At 78.9% G+C, this 13,823-nt stretch carries 17 protein-coding genes and 1 riboswitch; of the genes, 6 read left to right on the top strand and 11 right to left on the bottom strand.

The window, feature by feature from the left end:
- Positions 1 to 76 precede the first annotated feature (76 nt).
- The gene (locus D0Z06_RS17415) at positions 77 to 853 is read left to right on the top strand and encodes a GAF and ANTAR domain-containing protein (RefSeq protein ID WP_233517768.1); all 777 of its coding nucleotides are present in this window, start codon (positions 77 to 79) and stop codon (positions 851 to 853) included.
- Positions 854 to 869: 16 nt separating this feature from the next.
- On the opposite strand, the gene D0Z06_RS17410 is transcribed toward D0Z06_RS17415, so the two are convergent.
- Positions 870 to 1,823 carry a nucleoside hydrolase gene (locus D0Z06_RS17410; RefSeq protein WP_117378811.1) on the bottom strand — a complete coding sequence of 318 codons (954 nt, stop codon included), beginning with the start codon at positions 1,821 to 1,823 and terminating at the stop codon, positions 870 to 872.
- Between the two features lie 42 nt (positions 1,824 to 1,865).
- Between D0Z06_RS17410 and D0Z06_RS17405 the strand changes: the two genes are divergently transcribed.
- Positions 1,866 to 2,735, top strand: a complete 870-nt coding sequence (locus tag D0Z06_RS17405) for an ATP-grasp domain-containing protein (RefSeq protein WP_117378810.1) — start codon at positions 1,866 to 1,868, stop codon at positions 2,733 to 2,735.
- A 286-nt stretch (positions 2,736 to 3,021) separates the two neighbouring features.
- The gene (locus D0Z06_RS17400; RefSeq protein ID WP_117378809.1) at positions 3,022 to 3,921 is read left to right on the top strand and encodes a hypothetical protein; all 900 of its coding nucleotides are present in this window, start codon (positions 3,022 to 3,024) and stop codon (positions 3,919 to 3,921) included.
- A gap of 665 nt (positions 3,922 to 4,586) precedes the next feature.
- Here D0Z06_RS17400 and D0Z06_RS17395 read toward each other — a convergent pair.
- The 5 genes from D0Z06_RS17395 to D0Z06_RS17375 all read right to left on the bottom strand — a co-directional run bounded on the left by D0Z06_RS17395 (position 4,587) and on the right by D0Z06_RS17375 (position 9,098).
- Positions 4,587 to 5,006, bottom strand: a complete 420-nt coding sequence (locus D0Z06_RS17395) for an ATP-binding protein (protein WP_117378808.1) — start codon at positions 5,004 to 5,006, stop codon at positions 4,587 to 4,589.
- A 368-nt stretch (positions 5,007 to 5,374) separates the two neighbouring features.
- The gene (locus tag D0Z06_RS17390; protein WP_117378807.1) at positions 5,375 to 6,136 is read right to left on the bottom strand and encodes an energy-coupling factor transporter transmembrane component T family protein; all 762 of its coding nucleotides are present in this window, start codon (positions 6,134 to 6,136) and stop codon (positions 5,375 to 5,377) included.
- Complete coding sequence (locus D0Z06_RS17385) at positions 6,133 to 7,572, bottom strand: ABC transporter ATP-binding protein (RefSeq protein ID WP_233517767.1); 1,440 nt, start codon at positions 7,570 to 7,572, stop codon at positions 6,133 to 6,135. The genes D0Z06_RS17390 and D0Z06_RS17385 overlap by 4 nt, the downstream gene beginning before the upstream one ends.
- 25 nt (positions 7,573 to 7,597) lie before the next feature.
- Positions 7,598 to 8,227, bottom strand: coding sequence for an ECF transporter S component (locus D0Z06_RS17380; RefSeq protein WP_117378806.1), 630 nt, complete (start codon positions 8,225 to 8,227; stop codon positions 7,598 to 7,600).
- Positions 8,225 to 8,328: riboswitch (TPP riboswitch) on the bottom strand. It overlaps the preceding gene by 3 nt.
- 56 nt (positions 8,329 to 8,384) lie before the next feature.
- Entirely contained in the window at positions 8,385 to 9,098 is a 714-nt protein-coding gene (locus D0Z06_RS17375; protein WP_117378805.1) for a Mut7-C RNAse domain-containing protein, read from the bottom strand.
- Positions 9,099 to 9,128: 30 nt separating this feature from the next.
- Here D0Z06_RS17375 and D0Z06_RS17370 point away from each other — a divergent pair, with 30 nt between their 5' ends.
- From D0Z06_RS17370 to D0Z06_RS17360, 3 genes are read left to right on the top strand one after another with little or no spacing between them, the layout of a single operon-like run.
- Positions 9,129 to 9,689, top strand: coding sequence for a GNAT family N-acetyltransferase (locus D0Z06_RS17370; protein ID WP_233517766.1), 561 nt, complete (start codon positions 9,129 to 9,131; stop codon positions 9,687 to 9,689).
- 8 nt (positions 9,690 to 9,697) lie between these two features.
- Positions 9,698 to 9,892: a hypothetical protein gene (locus D0Z06_RS17365; protein WP_199522382.1), complete on the top strand. Its 195-nt coding sequence runs from the start codon at positions 9,698 to 9,700 to the stop codon at positions 9,890 to 9,892.
- Positions 9,882 to 10,901: a 1-aminocyclopropane-1-carboxylate deaminase gene (locus D0Z06_RS17360; RefSeq protein ID WP_117378803.1), complete on the top strand. Its 1,020-nt coding sequence runs from the start codon at positions 9,882 to 9,884 to the stop codon at positions 10,899 to 10,901. Before D0Z06_RS17365 ends, D0Z06_RS17360 begins: the two co-directional genes overlap by 11 nt.
- Before the next feature lie 96 nt (positions 10,902 to 10,997).
- Here D0Z06_RS17360 and D0Z06_RS25895 read toward each other — a convergent pair whose 3' ends face one another.
- The 5 genes from D0Z06_RS25895 to D0Z06_RS17335 form a co-directional block, all read right to left on the bottom strand.
- On the bottom strand, positions 10,998 to 11,354 hold the full coding sequence (locus tag D0Z06_RS25895) for a hypothetical protein (RefSeq protein WP_199522381.1): 357 nt from the start codon (positions 11,352 to 11,354) through the stop codon (positions 10,998 to 11,000).
- Complete coding sequence (locus D0Z06_RS17350; protein WP_117378835.1) at positions 11,351 to 11,746, bottom strand: DUF1622 domain-containing protein; 396 nt, start codon at positions 11,744 to 11,746, stop codon at positions 11,351 to 11,353. Before D0Z06_RS17350 ends, D0Z06_RS25895 begins: the two co-directional genes overlap by 4 nt.
- A 62-nt stretch (positions 11,747 to 11,808) precedes the next feature.
- A complete protein-coding gene (locus tag D0Z06_RS17345; RefSeq protein ID WP_233517765.1) occupies positions 11,809 to 12,525 on the bottom strand; it encodes an alpha/beta hydrolase in 717 nt (238 codons plus the stop codon).
- Positions 12,522 to 12,728 (bottom strand): hypothetical protein, encoded by a 207-nt coding sequence (locus D0Z06_RS17340; RefSeq protein ID WP_117378802.1) that lies wholly within the window; start codon positions 12,726 to 12,728, stop codon positions 12,522 to 12,524. Before D0Z06_RS17340 ends, D0Z06_RS17345 begins: the two co-directional genes overlap by 4 nt.
- A 24-nt stretch (positions 12,729 to 12,752) precedes the next feature.
- Positions 12,753 to 13,778, bottom strand: coding sequence for an NADP-dependent oxidoreductase (locus tag D0Z06_RS17335; RefSeq protein ID WP_117378801.1), 1,026 nt, complete (start codon positions 13,776 to 13,778; stop codon positions 12,753 to 12,755).
- Between the last annotated feature and the right edge of the window lie 45 nt (positions 13,779 to 13,823).

Below are 13,823 nucleotides of genomic sequence, written 5' to 3'. Positions count from 1 at the left end.
CCCCATCCTGACCGAAAGGCCGTCGAGCCGCAGCGGGTGGGTCCGGCGCCGGGCGCCCCCGGTGCAGACTGACGCCGTGCAGGACCTGTGGCGAGACCTCAGCCGGGTGACCCTCGGTGACCGCGCCCTCGACGACGTGCTCTCCGAGATCACCGCGATCGCCGCCCGGGGGATCCCCGGCGCGGAGGCCACGTCCATCACCCTCATCCGCGGCGAGCGCGCCTTCACGGCCGCCTACTCCGCTCCCATGGCGCTGGCGGCCGACGAGATGCAGTACGAGCGCGGCTACGGCCCGTGCATGGACGCCGCCCGCGGCGGGCTGGTGCTGATCGTCGGGGACATGCGCACCGAGCAGCGCTGGCCCGACTACACCGCCCGCGTGCTGGAGGTCGGGGTGCGGGCCTCGCTGTCGGTGCCGCTGCCCTACCAGGGGGACCTGATCGGCGCGCTCAACGTCTACTCCACCACCCCGGGGGCCTTCTCCCGCCCGGAGGCGGCCACGAGGGGCGAGGAGGTGGCCGAGGCGATCGCCGTGGCGGTGGCCAACGTCGACGCCCACCACCGGGTCGGCGAGGAGGCCCGGAACATGCGCCTGGCGATGGAGTCGCGGGCGGTGATCGAGCAGGCCAAGGGCGTGCTGATGGCGCAGCGGCGGGTCGACGCCGACCAGGCCTTCGACATCCTGCGGGCGGCCTCGCAGCGCGCCAACCGCAAGCTGCGCGACGTCGCCGCCGGTGTGGTGGCCTCCACGACCACACCGCCCACGACGACCCCGCCCACGACGACCCCGCCCACGACGACCCCGCCCACGACGGCGCCGCGCGGCGGGCAGGACCCGGCCGGGCCGCGATGAGCAGCGCCGTGCCCGCTCAGCCGACCGCCCGGGCCAGCGCCTCCAGCCGCGCGACGAGGAACTCGACCGCGGCCGGGCTGTCCACGGTCTCGGCCACGTCGACGGCCGTCGGGGCTCCGGAGACGGCGCGGCGGTCGACGATCGTCTGACCCCGGCCGGGTCCGGGGGTGGTGTCGACGACGACGTCGCGCCGGACGGTCCCCAGCGTGCCCGGGACGACGGCCTCGGTCAGCGCGAGCGCGTCGTGCACCACCACCCCGGTCGTCCCGTGGGCCGAGCGGGCGTGGTCGAGGTACTGCCGCAGGATCGCCGCGGCGGTGCGCCCGACCCGCCCCGCCGCGGCGATCCGGGCGACACCGTCCTCGTCGAGCACCGTGGGCAGGGTGACGTCGAGGCCCACCAGCGTCGTGGGCACCGTCGAGGTCAGCACCGCGTGCGCCGCCTCCGGGTCGGACCACGCGTTGAACTCCGCGGCCGCGGTGACGTTGCCGCCGCGGCCGGCCGACCCGCCCATGAGCACCAGCCGGCCGATCCGGGGCGCGGCCTCGGGGTGGGCGGCCAGCAGCAGCGCGATGTTGGTCCACGGCCCGATCGCGGCCACGGTCACCGGCACGGGGGAGGCGGTCAGCACCTCGGCCAGGGCGAGCACCGCCGGGCGCGGGTCGGCCGGCACCGGGGACGGCGGCAGCTCCACCCCGCCCAGCCCGCTCGCCCCGTGCACGTGCCCGGCCCGCTCCGGCTGCGGGTGGACCAGCGAGTCGCGGGCGCCGGCCGCCACCGGCACGTCGGACCGGCCGGCCAGGTGCAGCACCCGCAGCGCGTTCTCCGTGGTCTGCGCCAGGTCCACGTTGCCGTGCACGGTCGTGACCAGGCGCAGGTCCACCTCCGGGCTGGCCAGGGCCAGCAGGATGGCGAGGGCGTCGTCGATGCCGGGGTCGGTGTCGATCACGAGGGGGGTGCGGTCGGCCACCGGGTCATCCTGGCAGTGCCGCGCCGGGCAGGATCTGCGGTCATGCCGACCGTCCTGCTCGCCAGCTGCGCCGAGGCCCTGGGCCGCGACGACGACGAGCCGCTGCTGCGCGCCGCGCTCGCCGCCGAGGGCGTCTCCGCCGCCGCGGCCGACTGGGCCGACCCGGGCGTCGACTGGGCCGCCGCCGACGCGGTCGTGGTCCGGTCCACCTGGGACTACGCGCCCCGGCGGGCGGAGTTCCTCGCCTGGGCGCGGCGGGTCGAGGCGGTGACCCGGCTGCTCAACCCGGCCGAGGTCCTGGCCTGGAACACCGACAAGCGCTACCTGGTCGAGCTGGCCGACGCCGGCGTCCCGGTGGTGCCCACCGCCTGGGCCGGGGACGAGGCCGACCTCGACGCGTGCCTCGCGGCCTGGCCCGACGTCGTGGTCAAGCCGGCGGTCTCGGCCGGCGCCCGGGACACCGCCCGCTTCCGCCCCGGCGAGGCCGCGGCGGCGCGGGCCCACGGGGTCGCGGTGCTCGCCTCCGGGCGGGCGGTGATGGTCCAGCCCTACCTGGGCCGGCTGGACGACGAGGGGGAGACCGGCCTGGTCCACGTCGACGGGGCCTTCAGCCACGCCTTCGGGAAGGCCGCGCTGCTGGCCGGCGACCCGCTCGGCCCCGGCCTGTACGCCGAGGAGCGGATCACCGCCCGCACGGCCCGGCCCGCGCAGCGCGCCGTGGGGGACGCCGTCCTCGCCTGGCTGGCCCGCACCGGCCCGGCGCCGCTCTACGCGCGCGTGGACCTCGTCCCGGGCCCGGACGGCGCGCCGCAGGTGCTCGAGGTCGAGCTGACCGAGCCCAGCCTGTTCCTCACCACCGCGCCGGAGGCGGCCGGCCGGCTGGCCCGGGCGGTGGCGGCCCGGCTGCGCTGAGCAGCCCGCTGCCGCGCGGTCGCCGCGACACGCGGGTGCGCCGCGGCGCGCCCGGGGTGACCGGCCCGCCGACCAGCGCGTTCCACGCTCGGGACGGCACGGCTTGTCGACAAGGCAGTGCCGCGGGGAGGGGGTGGCCGGCCGGTCCGGGGCACCGCCGCAACGGTTCGGTCACGCGCCCTCCAGGAGGTGTCCCGGAGCGCCGTCCGCGAGGGGGGTCGTCCCTACCGTTCTCCCTGTCCGCGGCACCTTCCCCAGCCGCGGCGGACCACTGCAGGAGGACGCCGTGCCGATCGACGCGCGCCGGGTCGACCGGGTCGCCGGGCACCCCCGGGGCCGGGGTGCGGCGGACCTGACCCTGGGTGGCCTGCTCGACGTGCTGGACCGGGTCGACGCCGCGCCGGAGCGACGCCGATCCGGTCCACCGCGGGCGACCGCCGTCCGCCCGACCGCCGTCCGCCCGGTTCCCGTGCCGCGGCCCCGCCCGGCCCCACCGGCCCGGGCCGCGACGCCCGGCCCGGCCGGCAGGCCGCCGGCGACGGCGGCCGCGCCCGCCCGCCCCGGGCTGCTCCGCCGCCTGGCCCTCTGGGGCGCCGGCCCGTCCGGCGCGCACCTCGCTCGGGGTCGCGCCGCCCCGCCGGTCCCCGGGTCGGCCGTCCCGCTCGCGCACCCGGGTGCGCAGGCCGCGCGCCCGTCCACCCCGCCGGCGCTCCGGCCCGGTGCGGGCGCCCGCCTCCGCGCGGTCACCCGGCGGCTGGCGCTCTGGGGCGCCGGCCCGTCCGGCGCGCACCTCGCCTGGGGCCGGCCCGCCCCGGCCGCGCCGCGCACCGACGGCCCGGTGCTCCTCACCGAGCTGCCGAGCACCCCCACCACCCCGCCCGTGGCGCGCCGGCCGGCCGCGGCGCACCGCCCGGCCCGGGTCCACCCGGCCGCCCCGCCCGCCCGCCCGCGCGTCCCGGTGGTCGCCCCGCTCGCCCGGCAGCAGCCGGCGGCGCGGCCCACCCCCGCACCGGCGACCGCGGTCCCGGGCCGGTCGGCCGGACGTCCCCGGGTCGCCGCCCCCCGCCGCCGGGCCACCCCCGCGGCGGTCCGGGGCACCCCCGCCCGGGGAGCGCACGCTCGGGCCGTGGCCCGGTCCCGGGGTGACCCGCGACCACCGCCCGCCCGCGGGTCGCCCGCGCGCTGACCCCCCGACGCCCACGGCCGCCCGCTGCCGGACGCCGTCCTCCCGCACCGCCTGCCGGACCGCCGGACGCCGGTCCCCCTCGCCCGGGGACCGCGACCGCCGCCCCCGGGGTGCGTCCCCCGCTCCTCCCGACCGACCCGTCCCACCCCCAGGCCGTCCCCCTGCCGGGAACCCCGGCCGCCCCGAACGTCCCGCACCACCGTGCTCGCCCCGCCCCCCGCCGACTGCGCCCGACGCAGCGCGCGGACCCTCCTGGGAGGCGCAGCCGGCCGGCCGCGGGGAGCGTCGGGCGGCACCGGGACCCGCCGGGGCGCGGACCACAGGTCCGACGCCGGTACCCGCCGCCCCCGGGTCCCGACCGGCGCGACCTGGCCGGGGACGACGGATCGGGTGCGCCGCTCGGCGGCCCCGGGAGTCGATCGCGGAGGGGACGCACCCGGGGCCGGGTCCGCCGGACCGGCGCGGTGCGGGGAGGACGCCGGCAGCGGCCCGGGGCCCACAGCCTCTCGGCGGTCTTCCCCCCGCCGGGACCGGCGGTCTTCCCCCCGCCGTCCCGCCGACGGGCGGGTGCCCTCCCCGGACCGGGGGGCACCCGCCCGTCGGTCGCGTCCGCACCCGGGCGGCACGGAACCCCAGTGGCACGGCACCCCGTGGCTGCAGGGGGATCAGCCGGGCAGGACCGCCCACACGTGCTTGGCGTCGCCCTCGACGAACCAGCCGTGCTCGGTGGCGAGCTCGGCGATCAGGTAGAGCCCGAGGCCCCCCTCGCTGGGATCGCGCCCCACGGCCGGCGCCGGCGGGGTGCCCGCCGCCCGGTCGGAGACGACGAGCAGCCAGGCCACGCCGGTCGAGCGCACCGCGGCCCGGACACCGCCGCCGCCGTGCCGGAGGGCGTTGGAGGCCATCTCGTCGAGGGCGAGGACCAGGCGGTCGCGGAGGTCGACGCCGTCCGCGGGCAGGTGCCGGCGCAGATCGGCCCGGACCCGGGGGAGCTGGGCGACGTCGGAGAGGTCCCAGACGAGCCCGTCGCGCGACGGCGGAGGGGTCGCGCGCGGCCAGGCCCGGCCAGCCGTCTCCCTCGTCACGCCGCGATCCCCTCCACACGCAGCAGCCCGCGCTCGGGCGGGCGGTGACCCCGGCTGCGGCCCGGGGCGAACACCTCCGGATGGCCCCGGAGCAGCTGGTCCAAACCTCGTGGGTCCGATGTCACAGGCTGCGCCGGCAGACGGCGCCCACCGGGGTCGCTGGGTGGTCCGCCACCGACGGACCCTAGCGCCGATCCGGCCGTCGTGGAGCCGGATCCGACCCGCTCGTCACGGGACCGTGACACAGGGCCGCACCGCCCGTGCCGGCAGTTCCGGTCACGGGTCCTCCGTCGGTGAGTGCACCTGCACCCCCCGACGGGGGCCCGTCGGGGGTCAGCACCGCGCCGCCCGGGCGCGCCGACGGCCGGTCAGCCGCCCACGAAGACCGGGTCCCAGGTGCCGAGGCCGATGCTGAGCGTCAGGGCCGCGGCGCACACGGCCACCGTCGCCGCGACGAACACCGCGTCCCGCCGGTGCAGCGTCGACCCGCGGGCGTTGGTGCGCGGCACCCCGGAGTCGAAGCCCCGGGCGTCCATCGCGGTCGCCAGCCGCGACCCCCGGCGCACCGCCCCGACGAGCAGCGTGAAGCCGACCCCGCCCAGCAGCCGGGCGCGGGCGAGCGGGCCCCGGGCCTCCACCCCCCGGGTGCGCCGGGCCAGCCGGGCGGCCTCGAACTCGGCCACCAGCAGCGGGGCCAGCCGCAGCGCGGCCAGCGCCCCGTAGGCGAACCGCGTGGAGACCCGCCAGTGCACGGTCAGCGCGTCGGCCAGCCGGACCGGGTCGGTCGAGGCGACCAGCAGCACCCCCGGCAGCGCCAGCCCGACCACCCGCAGGGCCAGCCCGATGCCGGTGAGCGGGCCGGCCTCCGCCGACAGCAGCACGTTGACCAGGCCCACCGACCCGGCCCCGACGAGCACCGGCCAGGTCCGCCGCAGCAGGTCGACCGGGCGGGACAGCCCGGCGGCGGGCAGCAGGCACAGCTCGGCGGCCACGACGACCGCGGGCGTGACGACGTCCAGGCTGCTCAGCAGGACGACGGTGACCACCGCCAGCGCCGCGAGCTGGGCGACCGGGTTGATGCGCGACAGCGGGACGTCGGCGACCGGCCCGAGCGCGAAGGACGCCGTCACCCCAGCTCCAGCCGGTCGTCGGCCAGCACGGAGACCAGGTCGGCGTCGTGGGTGACCGCGACGACGGCGCAGCCGCGGGCGCGCTGCTCGGCGAGCAGGGCCACCAGCTCCCGCCAGGTCGCGGCGTCCTGCCCGAACGTCGGCTCGTCGAGCACCAGCACCCGGGGAGAGGTGGCCAGGGCGGTGGCCACCGACAGCCGGCGCTGCTGCCCCCCGGACAGCGTGTACGGGTTGGCCTCGGCGTACGCGGTGAGCCCGAGCCGCTCGAGCAGCTGCCCGGCGGTGGCGCGGGCGGCCGAGGCGCCCTCGCCGGAGCGCAGGGGGCCCAGGGCCAGCTCGTCGCACAGCCGGCCGGTGAGGAACTGCTGCTCGGGGTGCTGGAACACCGTGCCGATGCGGCTGACCAGCTCCCCGGCCCGCCAGCGGCCGGGCTCGCGCCGGTCCCCGCGCACCCCGGCCGCGAGCTCCGCGGCGGCCTCCACCCGGCCCGTCGTGGGGCGGCGCAGGCCGGCGAGCAGCAGCGCGAGGGTGGACTTGCCGGCGCCGTTGCGACCGGTCACCGCCAGCGCCCGCCCGCCGCGCACGGTGGCGTCGGTGGGCGGCAGGGCCGGGCGGTGCGCGCCGCGGTAGGTGTAGCCCGCGCGCGCGGCGGTGAGCAGGACCGGTCCGTCCGGCGCCGGGGGGAGGGCCAGGCCGGCGCTGCGCGGCACCGGCCGCCACCCCGGGCCGTGCTCCACGACCCCTCCGCCCGCGACCACCTCGACGACCCGGTCGACCAGCGGCAGCCACGGGGCGGCGTCGTGGTCGACGACGACCACGGTGGCCTCCCGCCCGGCGGTCGAGCGGGCCACCGCCTCCCGGACCAGGGCCGCGCCCTCGGGGTCGAGCTGGGCGGTGGGCTCGTCGAGCAGCAGCAGCCCGGGCCGGCGGGCCAGTGCCCCGGCGAGCACCAGCCGCTGCTTCTCCCCGCCGGAGAGCGCCGAGGTGGGCCGTTCCCGGCCGTGCGGGAAGCCGACCGCGGCGAGGGCCTCGTCCACCCGCGGCCAGATCAGCCCGGGGGGCAGGCCGGCGTTCTCCAGGCCGAAGGCGACGTCGTCCCCGGCCCGGGTCATGACCAGCTGGCTGTCGGGGTCCTGGGCCAGCAGGCCCAGCCGGTCCCGGGCCGCCCGCGGCGGGCGCCCGCCCACGGTCAGCTCGCCGGCGACCTCGGTGCCCTCGGCGTCGAGGATGCCGGCCAGCGCGGCCAGCAGCGTCGACTTGCCCGCGCCGGACGGCCCGGTGAGCAGCACCCGCTCGCCGGGCTCGATCGCGAGGTCGACCCCGGTCAGCGCCCACGCGCGCCGCGAGGGGTGGCGGATGCCCAGGCCCCGCGCGGCGACGGCCACCGGCCCGGCGGCGGGGGCCGCCCGCGCCGGGAGCCGGCCGGTGCTGGTCACGCCCTGCTGCCGCCCGCGCCCGTGCTCAGACGCGGCGGCGGCCCGACGCGAACGAGCTCAGCGCGCCCGTCCGGGCCAGGGCGCGGACCAGCAGGAGGCCGACCACGCCGGCGAGGAGCGCGCTGGAGAGCACCGTGAAGAGGATGTAGGGCAGGCTGAACGCCCAGAACGGGTACTCGGCCGACACCGGGTAGTACAGGTTCAGGTCCAGCAGCGACGTGGACAGCCCCGCGGTGACCGCCGCGAGCAGCGCGGTCGGCAGGCCGAAGCGGCGGTACCCGGTGAGCAGGAAGCCCAGCTCGGCGCCCAGGCCCTGCACCAGCCCGTAGACGACGATGATCCCGCCGTACGGGGAGCCGAGCAGGATGCTGACCGTGGCGGCCAGCGTCGAGGCGAAGGTCGCCGCGCCGGGCTTGCGCACCAGCAGCCCGGCCACCACGCCGGGCATGAGGTAGACGCCGTTGAGGACCGCCTGCAGCGGGGGGAAGAACTCCAGCGGCGCGGACAGCACGCCGAAGACCAGGTTCCACGCCCAAAAGACGATGCCGAAGGCGACGCCGAGGACGGCGGTGACGACGATGTCGACGGTGCGCCAGCGGTACCCGGCCGGCGGGCGGTCGGTGGCGGACGACGGACGGACGGCCTCCCGGGCCATGGCTTTCCTCCAGGCTCCCTGCGCCGGCATGACCCGGATCAGGTTCGAGGGTCTGCGGTGATCCGCACTCTCAGCGCCGAGGCGCTCCCCTGCTGTGTGTTCGGTTGTGCCGACCAGCGTAGACCACGTCCGCCCGCCGCGATCCCGGTGCCGCCGGTCACCGGTCCGGTCGCCGTGCGCGCCGGACCAGCCGGTCGATCCGCGCCGCGTGCGCGCCCCGCCAGTAGACCCGCCCGCAGGCGGTGCAGCGGGAGAAGTCGTCGTACGTGCGCCGCGTGCCGGCCGGCAGCCGGTCGGCGACCTCGGCCTTCGCCACCGGCGTGAGGTGCGCGCCGCAGGCGGTGCAGCGGGTCAGCGGCGCCAGCGCCGGGGCGAACCGGTCGAGGACGTCGGCGAGCTGGTCGTCGGGCCGGGCGCCGCGGACCAGCGCCCCGCGCACCCCGCGGCGCATGAGCAGGCCGCGGTCCTGGGTGAGCAGGGTGCGCTGCTCGTCGCGGGCCCGGGCGGCGAGCTCGGCGTCCCCGGCGTCGTTCGACCACGCGGCGTCCAGGCCCAGCAGGCGCAGCCGGCGGGCGAGCGCGCCGAGCCCGACGTCGAGCAGGAAGCCGCCGGGCGCGGCCGGCTCCGGCCGGGCGACGGCCAGCACGTCGACCACCCCTCCCGGGGCGGCGCGGGCGCTGCGGCCCGCCGGCCGGCCGTCGAGCCGCAGGCCGCCCACCTCGGTCGGGGGCACGCCGGCCGCCCGCACCAGGTGGCCGAGCGTGGCGTCGGGGTCGGCGCGCAGCCGGCGCGCCCGGGCCGGGCGGTCCCGCGGCGGGAGCAGGAAGGCCAGCTCCTCGGGCACCCGGACGGTCACGGTGTCGCCGTCCACCCCGCTGCCGTACCCGGCACCGGGGGGAGGATGTCCGCCGTGGAGCCGGTGGAGGTGGACGCGGGCCGCGTCCGGCTGCGGCGGTGGCGGGTGGAGGACGCCGACGCCGTCCTCACCGCCCTGCGCGACCCCGTGCTGCAGCTGTGGAACGGCGTGCCGGCGACCACCCGGGACGACGCCGTGGACTTCGTCCGCCGGCGGGCCGACTGGAGCGCCGGCGACCACGCGTCGTGGGCGGTCGCCGACGCCGGCACCGGGGTCCTGCTCGGCTCGGTGTCGCTGCACTCGGTCGACCGGCAGCAGGCCAACGCCCAGGTCGGCTACTGGACCGTCCCGGCCGCCCGCGGCCGCGGCGTGGCCCCGTGCGCGGTCGACGCCGCCTGCCGGTGGGCCTTCGCCGGCCTGTCGATCGAGCGGGTCGAGCTGTGCCACGCCGTCGACAACCCGGCCTCGGGGCGGGTGGCCGCGAAGGCGGGCTTCACCCTGGAGGGCCGGCTGCGCGCCTCCTACCGGTACGGCGACGGCCGCAAGCACGACGAGCTGATCTGGGGCCGCCTGGCCGCGGACCCGCCTCCTGGCCTCAGCAGCTGACCGCCACCGTGGCCCGCCTCACCCCCGCGATCCGCCGGCTCGAGCGCGCCCGCTCCGGCGCGGCGCGCGGCCGGGGGTCCGTCGTCCTGCACGACCGCCTGAGCGCCGCCTGCGCGGCCGCCGATGCCGACGCCGCCGTCGCCACCACCACCGAGATCTGGACGGCGCTGCTGTCCGAGCTGGAGGACACCCATGGGTCTTGACGACTTCCCGCGCTACCCGCTGCTGTTCGGCCCCTCGCCGGTGCACCGGCTGGACCGGCTGACCGAGCACCTCGGCGGCGCCGCCGTCTGGGCCAAGCGGGAGGACTGCAACTCCGGCATCGCCTACGGCGGCAACAAGACCCGCAAGCTGGAGTACCTCGTCGCCGACGCCCTGGCGCAGGGCTGCGACACGCTGGTGTCGATCGGGGGCGTGCAGAGCAACCACACCCGGCAGGTGGCCGCGGTCGCCGCCCGGGTGGGGCTGCGGTGCGTCCTGGTGCAGGAGAGCTGGGTGGACTGGCCCGACGCGGTCTACGACAAGGTCGGCAACATCCTGCTCAGCCGGCTGGCCGGCGCCGACGTGCGGCTGGTCAAGGCCGGGTTCGGCATCGGGTTCAAGGAGAGCTGGGAGGCCGCCCTCGCCGAGATCGAGGCGCGCGGCGGCAAGCCCTACGCCATCCCGGCCGGGGCGAGCGACCACCCGCTCGGCGGGCACGGCTTCGCGGGGTGGGCGCACGAGGTGGCCGCGCAGGAGGCCGAGCTCGGGGTCTTCTTCGACACCGTGGTCGTCTGCTCGGTCACCGGCTCGACGCAGGCGGGCATGGTCGCCGGTTTCGCCCAGCTCGAGGAGGCCGGCGGCCGGCCGCGGCGGGTGCTCGGCATCGACGCGTCGGCCAGGCCCGCCGAGACCCGCGAGCAGGTGCTGCGCATCGCGCGGCGGACGGCGGCGGCGATCGGCGTGCGGCGGGAGCTCACCGAGGCCGACGTGGAGCTCGACGAGCGCTGGCACGCGGGCACGTACGGCATCCCCGACGCGACGACGATCCGCGCGATGGAGACCGCCGCGCGCACCGAGGGCATGGTCACCGACCCGGTCTACGAGGGGAAGTCGATGGCGGCGACCATCGACCTGGTCGGCCGGCGGGAGATCGACCCGTCGTCCACCGTGCTCTACGCCCACCTCGGCGGCCAGCCGGCGCTCAACGGCTACAGCGCCCTGTTCGGCTGACGAGCGGGGTGGATCTGCCGGCGTGGCCCCCTGCAGGGGCCCGCCGCGAGCGTGCGAGTGGTGGGGAGCAGGGGGTCCTTCCAGGATCCACTCCGATCAGGCGCGCCAGGCCGGGCGGAGCAGGCGGTGCAGCTCCGGTGCCCACGCCCGGGGACGCCGCCGCCCGGGGGGCCGGCGCCCGCGCCGCGGACCGCCCGACCGGGCCCGCTGCGCGGTCCGCAGCCCGGCGCCGGCCACCTGCCGCACCGTGACGACGACGGCGGCCCCGAGCACGGCGCGCCAGTCCGGGTCGCCGGCCAGCCGCAGCAGGCCCGCGGCGACGAGCAGGTCCAGCAGCACCCCGAGGGCCGTCAGCGGGCGACGGGTGACGGCGAGGGCGAGCGCCCCGGCCACGAGCGCCGCCACGACCACCGCTCCGGCGATCGCGCCGGTGACCTGCTCGAGGGTGCTCACGCGGTGCGCCCGGTCCGCCGTTGCGCCGGGTCGGTGTGCCGGTCGCCCTCCTGCTCGGCGACCTGGCGGCGCTCCTCCTCGATCTCCCGCCCGAGGAAGTAGTTGAGCGCGGTGCGGATGGTGGCGATCGCGGCGAGCTTGGCGATCTCCTCGAAGGTCGGTGCCACGGCCGTGGTGAGGATGTCGCTGGCCAGCTGGAACTCCAGCCCCAGCGCCAGGAACCGGCCCAGGGTCAGCCGCACGGGGACGAACGCCGCCGAGGTCCGGCGGGTCAGGCCGACCCAGACGAACCGGGCGAAGGCCCACACCGCGCCGACGGCGATGACGGCGGCCCCGCAGGCCTCCACGACGACGACCAGGATGCCGACGACCTCGGCGAGCAGCTCCTCCACCACCGCCGCCTACCCCCGCGGGCCCTCCTCCCGCACATCGCCGTCCCCCGGCGGCCGTCCCGCTACAGCCGGGCGTCGAGGTGGGCGGCGTCCAGGGCGGCGCGCAGGTCGGGCCGCTCGGGGGCCAGCCCCGTGCCGGCGAGGACGACGTCCCGCACGAACGCGTGCCACACCGGCGCCCGGCGCACCATGCTGTGCCCGCCGGCGATCGTGAAGCGGGCGATCCGCGCCCCGGCCCCGGCGGCACGGGCGGCGAAGCGCGCCGAGAGGTCCGCGGGCACCCAGCGGTCGCCGCGGCCGTGCAGCACCGCCACCGTGCGCCCCCGCAGGTGCCCGACCGGCTCGCCCGGCGGCGTCCACGGCGCGAGCGCGCAGACCGCGCGCACCGACGGGTCGCCGCCGGCCCGCAGCACCGCGCGCCCGCCCATGGAGTGACCGACCAGCACCACCGGGACCTCCGCGCCGTGCCGCTCGCGCAGCCGCTCGAGGGTCCACCGGACGTCGGCGTGCGCGTCGGCGGCCGGGCCGTTCCAGCCGGCCACCCGGTACCGCACCAGGTAGGTGTCCAGCCCGGCGTCCGCACCGGCCGCGCGGACGTACTGCTCCACCGCCCGCATCCGCACCAGGGACAGCGCGCGCTCCCGCGGCGGCTCGACGCTGGCGACCGTCCCCCCGTGGCAGAACACGGCCACCGCCCGCGTCGTCCCCCGGGCGGGCGCGTGCTCCAGGGCCGGGGAGCCGGCCGGCGTCGTCCCCGGGGGCGTCCCGCCCCGGGTCACCGCCGCCGGCGGCGGCCGCCGCGCAGCGTGTCGCGGGCCCGGTCCCCGAGGTCGGAGGCGCGGTGCAGGGCCCGGGTGGCCGGCGTCGACCCGGTGCGGCGCTGGAGGGCGTCGGCGACGCGGCGGACCGTGCCCGTGGCCAGGGGGACGAGGACGGTGAGCAGCAGCCAGGTGCGCAGCCGGCGGGTCAGGAAGAGCCACATGCGCCCGATCCTGCCCGGTGGGGGTCAGGCCGAACCGGGGTCGGGGGCCAGCCGCACCACCATCTTGCCGGTGTTGCCGCCGCGCAGGAGGTCGAGGAAGGCCGGGACGGCGTCCTCCAGGCCCTCGCGCACCGTCTCCCGGACGACGAGGTCGCCGGAGCGGATCCACCCCGACACGGTCTCGGTGAACTCCGGGCGCAGGTCGGTGTGGTCGCCGACGAGGAAGCCGGTCAGCGCCAGCCGCTTGCTGACCATGAGCGCGCTGAAGCCGCGGGGGCCGGGCACCGGCTCGGTGGCGTTGTAGCCGGAGATCGAACCGCACAGCGCCGCCCGCCCGTGCACCCGCAGCGCAGCCATGGCCGCCTCGAGGTGCTCGCCGCCCACGTTGTCGAAGTAGACGTCGATGCCGTCGGGGGCCGCCTGCGCCAGCAGGTCGCGCACCCGGCCGTCGTGGTAGTCGAAGGCCGCGGTGAACCCGATCTCGCGCAGCCAGGCCACCTTCTCCGGGCTGCCCGCGCTCCCGACCACCGCCGAGGCGCCGCGCAGCCGGGCGAACTGGCCGGCCGCGCTGCCCACGGCCCCGGCGGCGCCCGAGACGAGGACGGCGTCCCCCTCGCGGAAGGCGGCCACCCGGAACAGCCCCGCGTACGCGGTCAGCCCGGGCATGCCGAGGATGCCCAGCGAGTAGGTGACCGGCAGGTCGCTCTCGGGCAGCCGCCGGACGGCGCCGGCGTCCAGGACGGCGAGGTCGCGCCAGGCGGCGTCGGTGAGCACCAGCGCGCCCTCGGGGACGGCGGGGGAGCGGGAGGCGACCACCCGGCCGACGGCCCCGCCCTGCATGACCTCGCCGACCTCCCACGGCGCGGCGTAGGAGGGGCCCAGCCGCATCCGCCCCCGCATGTAGGGGTCCACCGACATCGCCAGCATGCGCACCAGCACCTGGCCCTCGGTGGGGTCGGGGTGCTCGACCTCGACCAGCCGGAAGTCCTCGGGGGCCGGCTCGCCGTGGGGCCGGGCGGCCAGGTGCCACTCGCGGGCGGTCACGGGCACGGTCGTCTCCTCGCGTCGGGGGGGTGTGGGGGCGTGCTCCGGGCC

This window comes from Geodermatophilus marinus (assembly GCF_003428645.1).
Lineage (GTDB): Bacteria > Actinomycetota > Actinomycetes > Mycobacteriales > Geodermatophilaceae > Geodermatophilus.
Note: the sequence above shows the minus strand (reverse complement) of the source record. Positions and strands in the feature narration are given on the sequence as shown.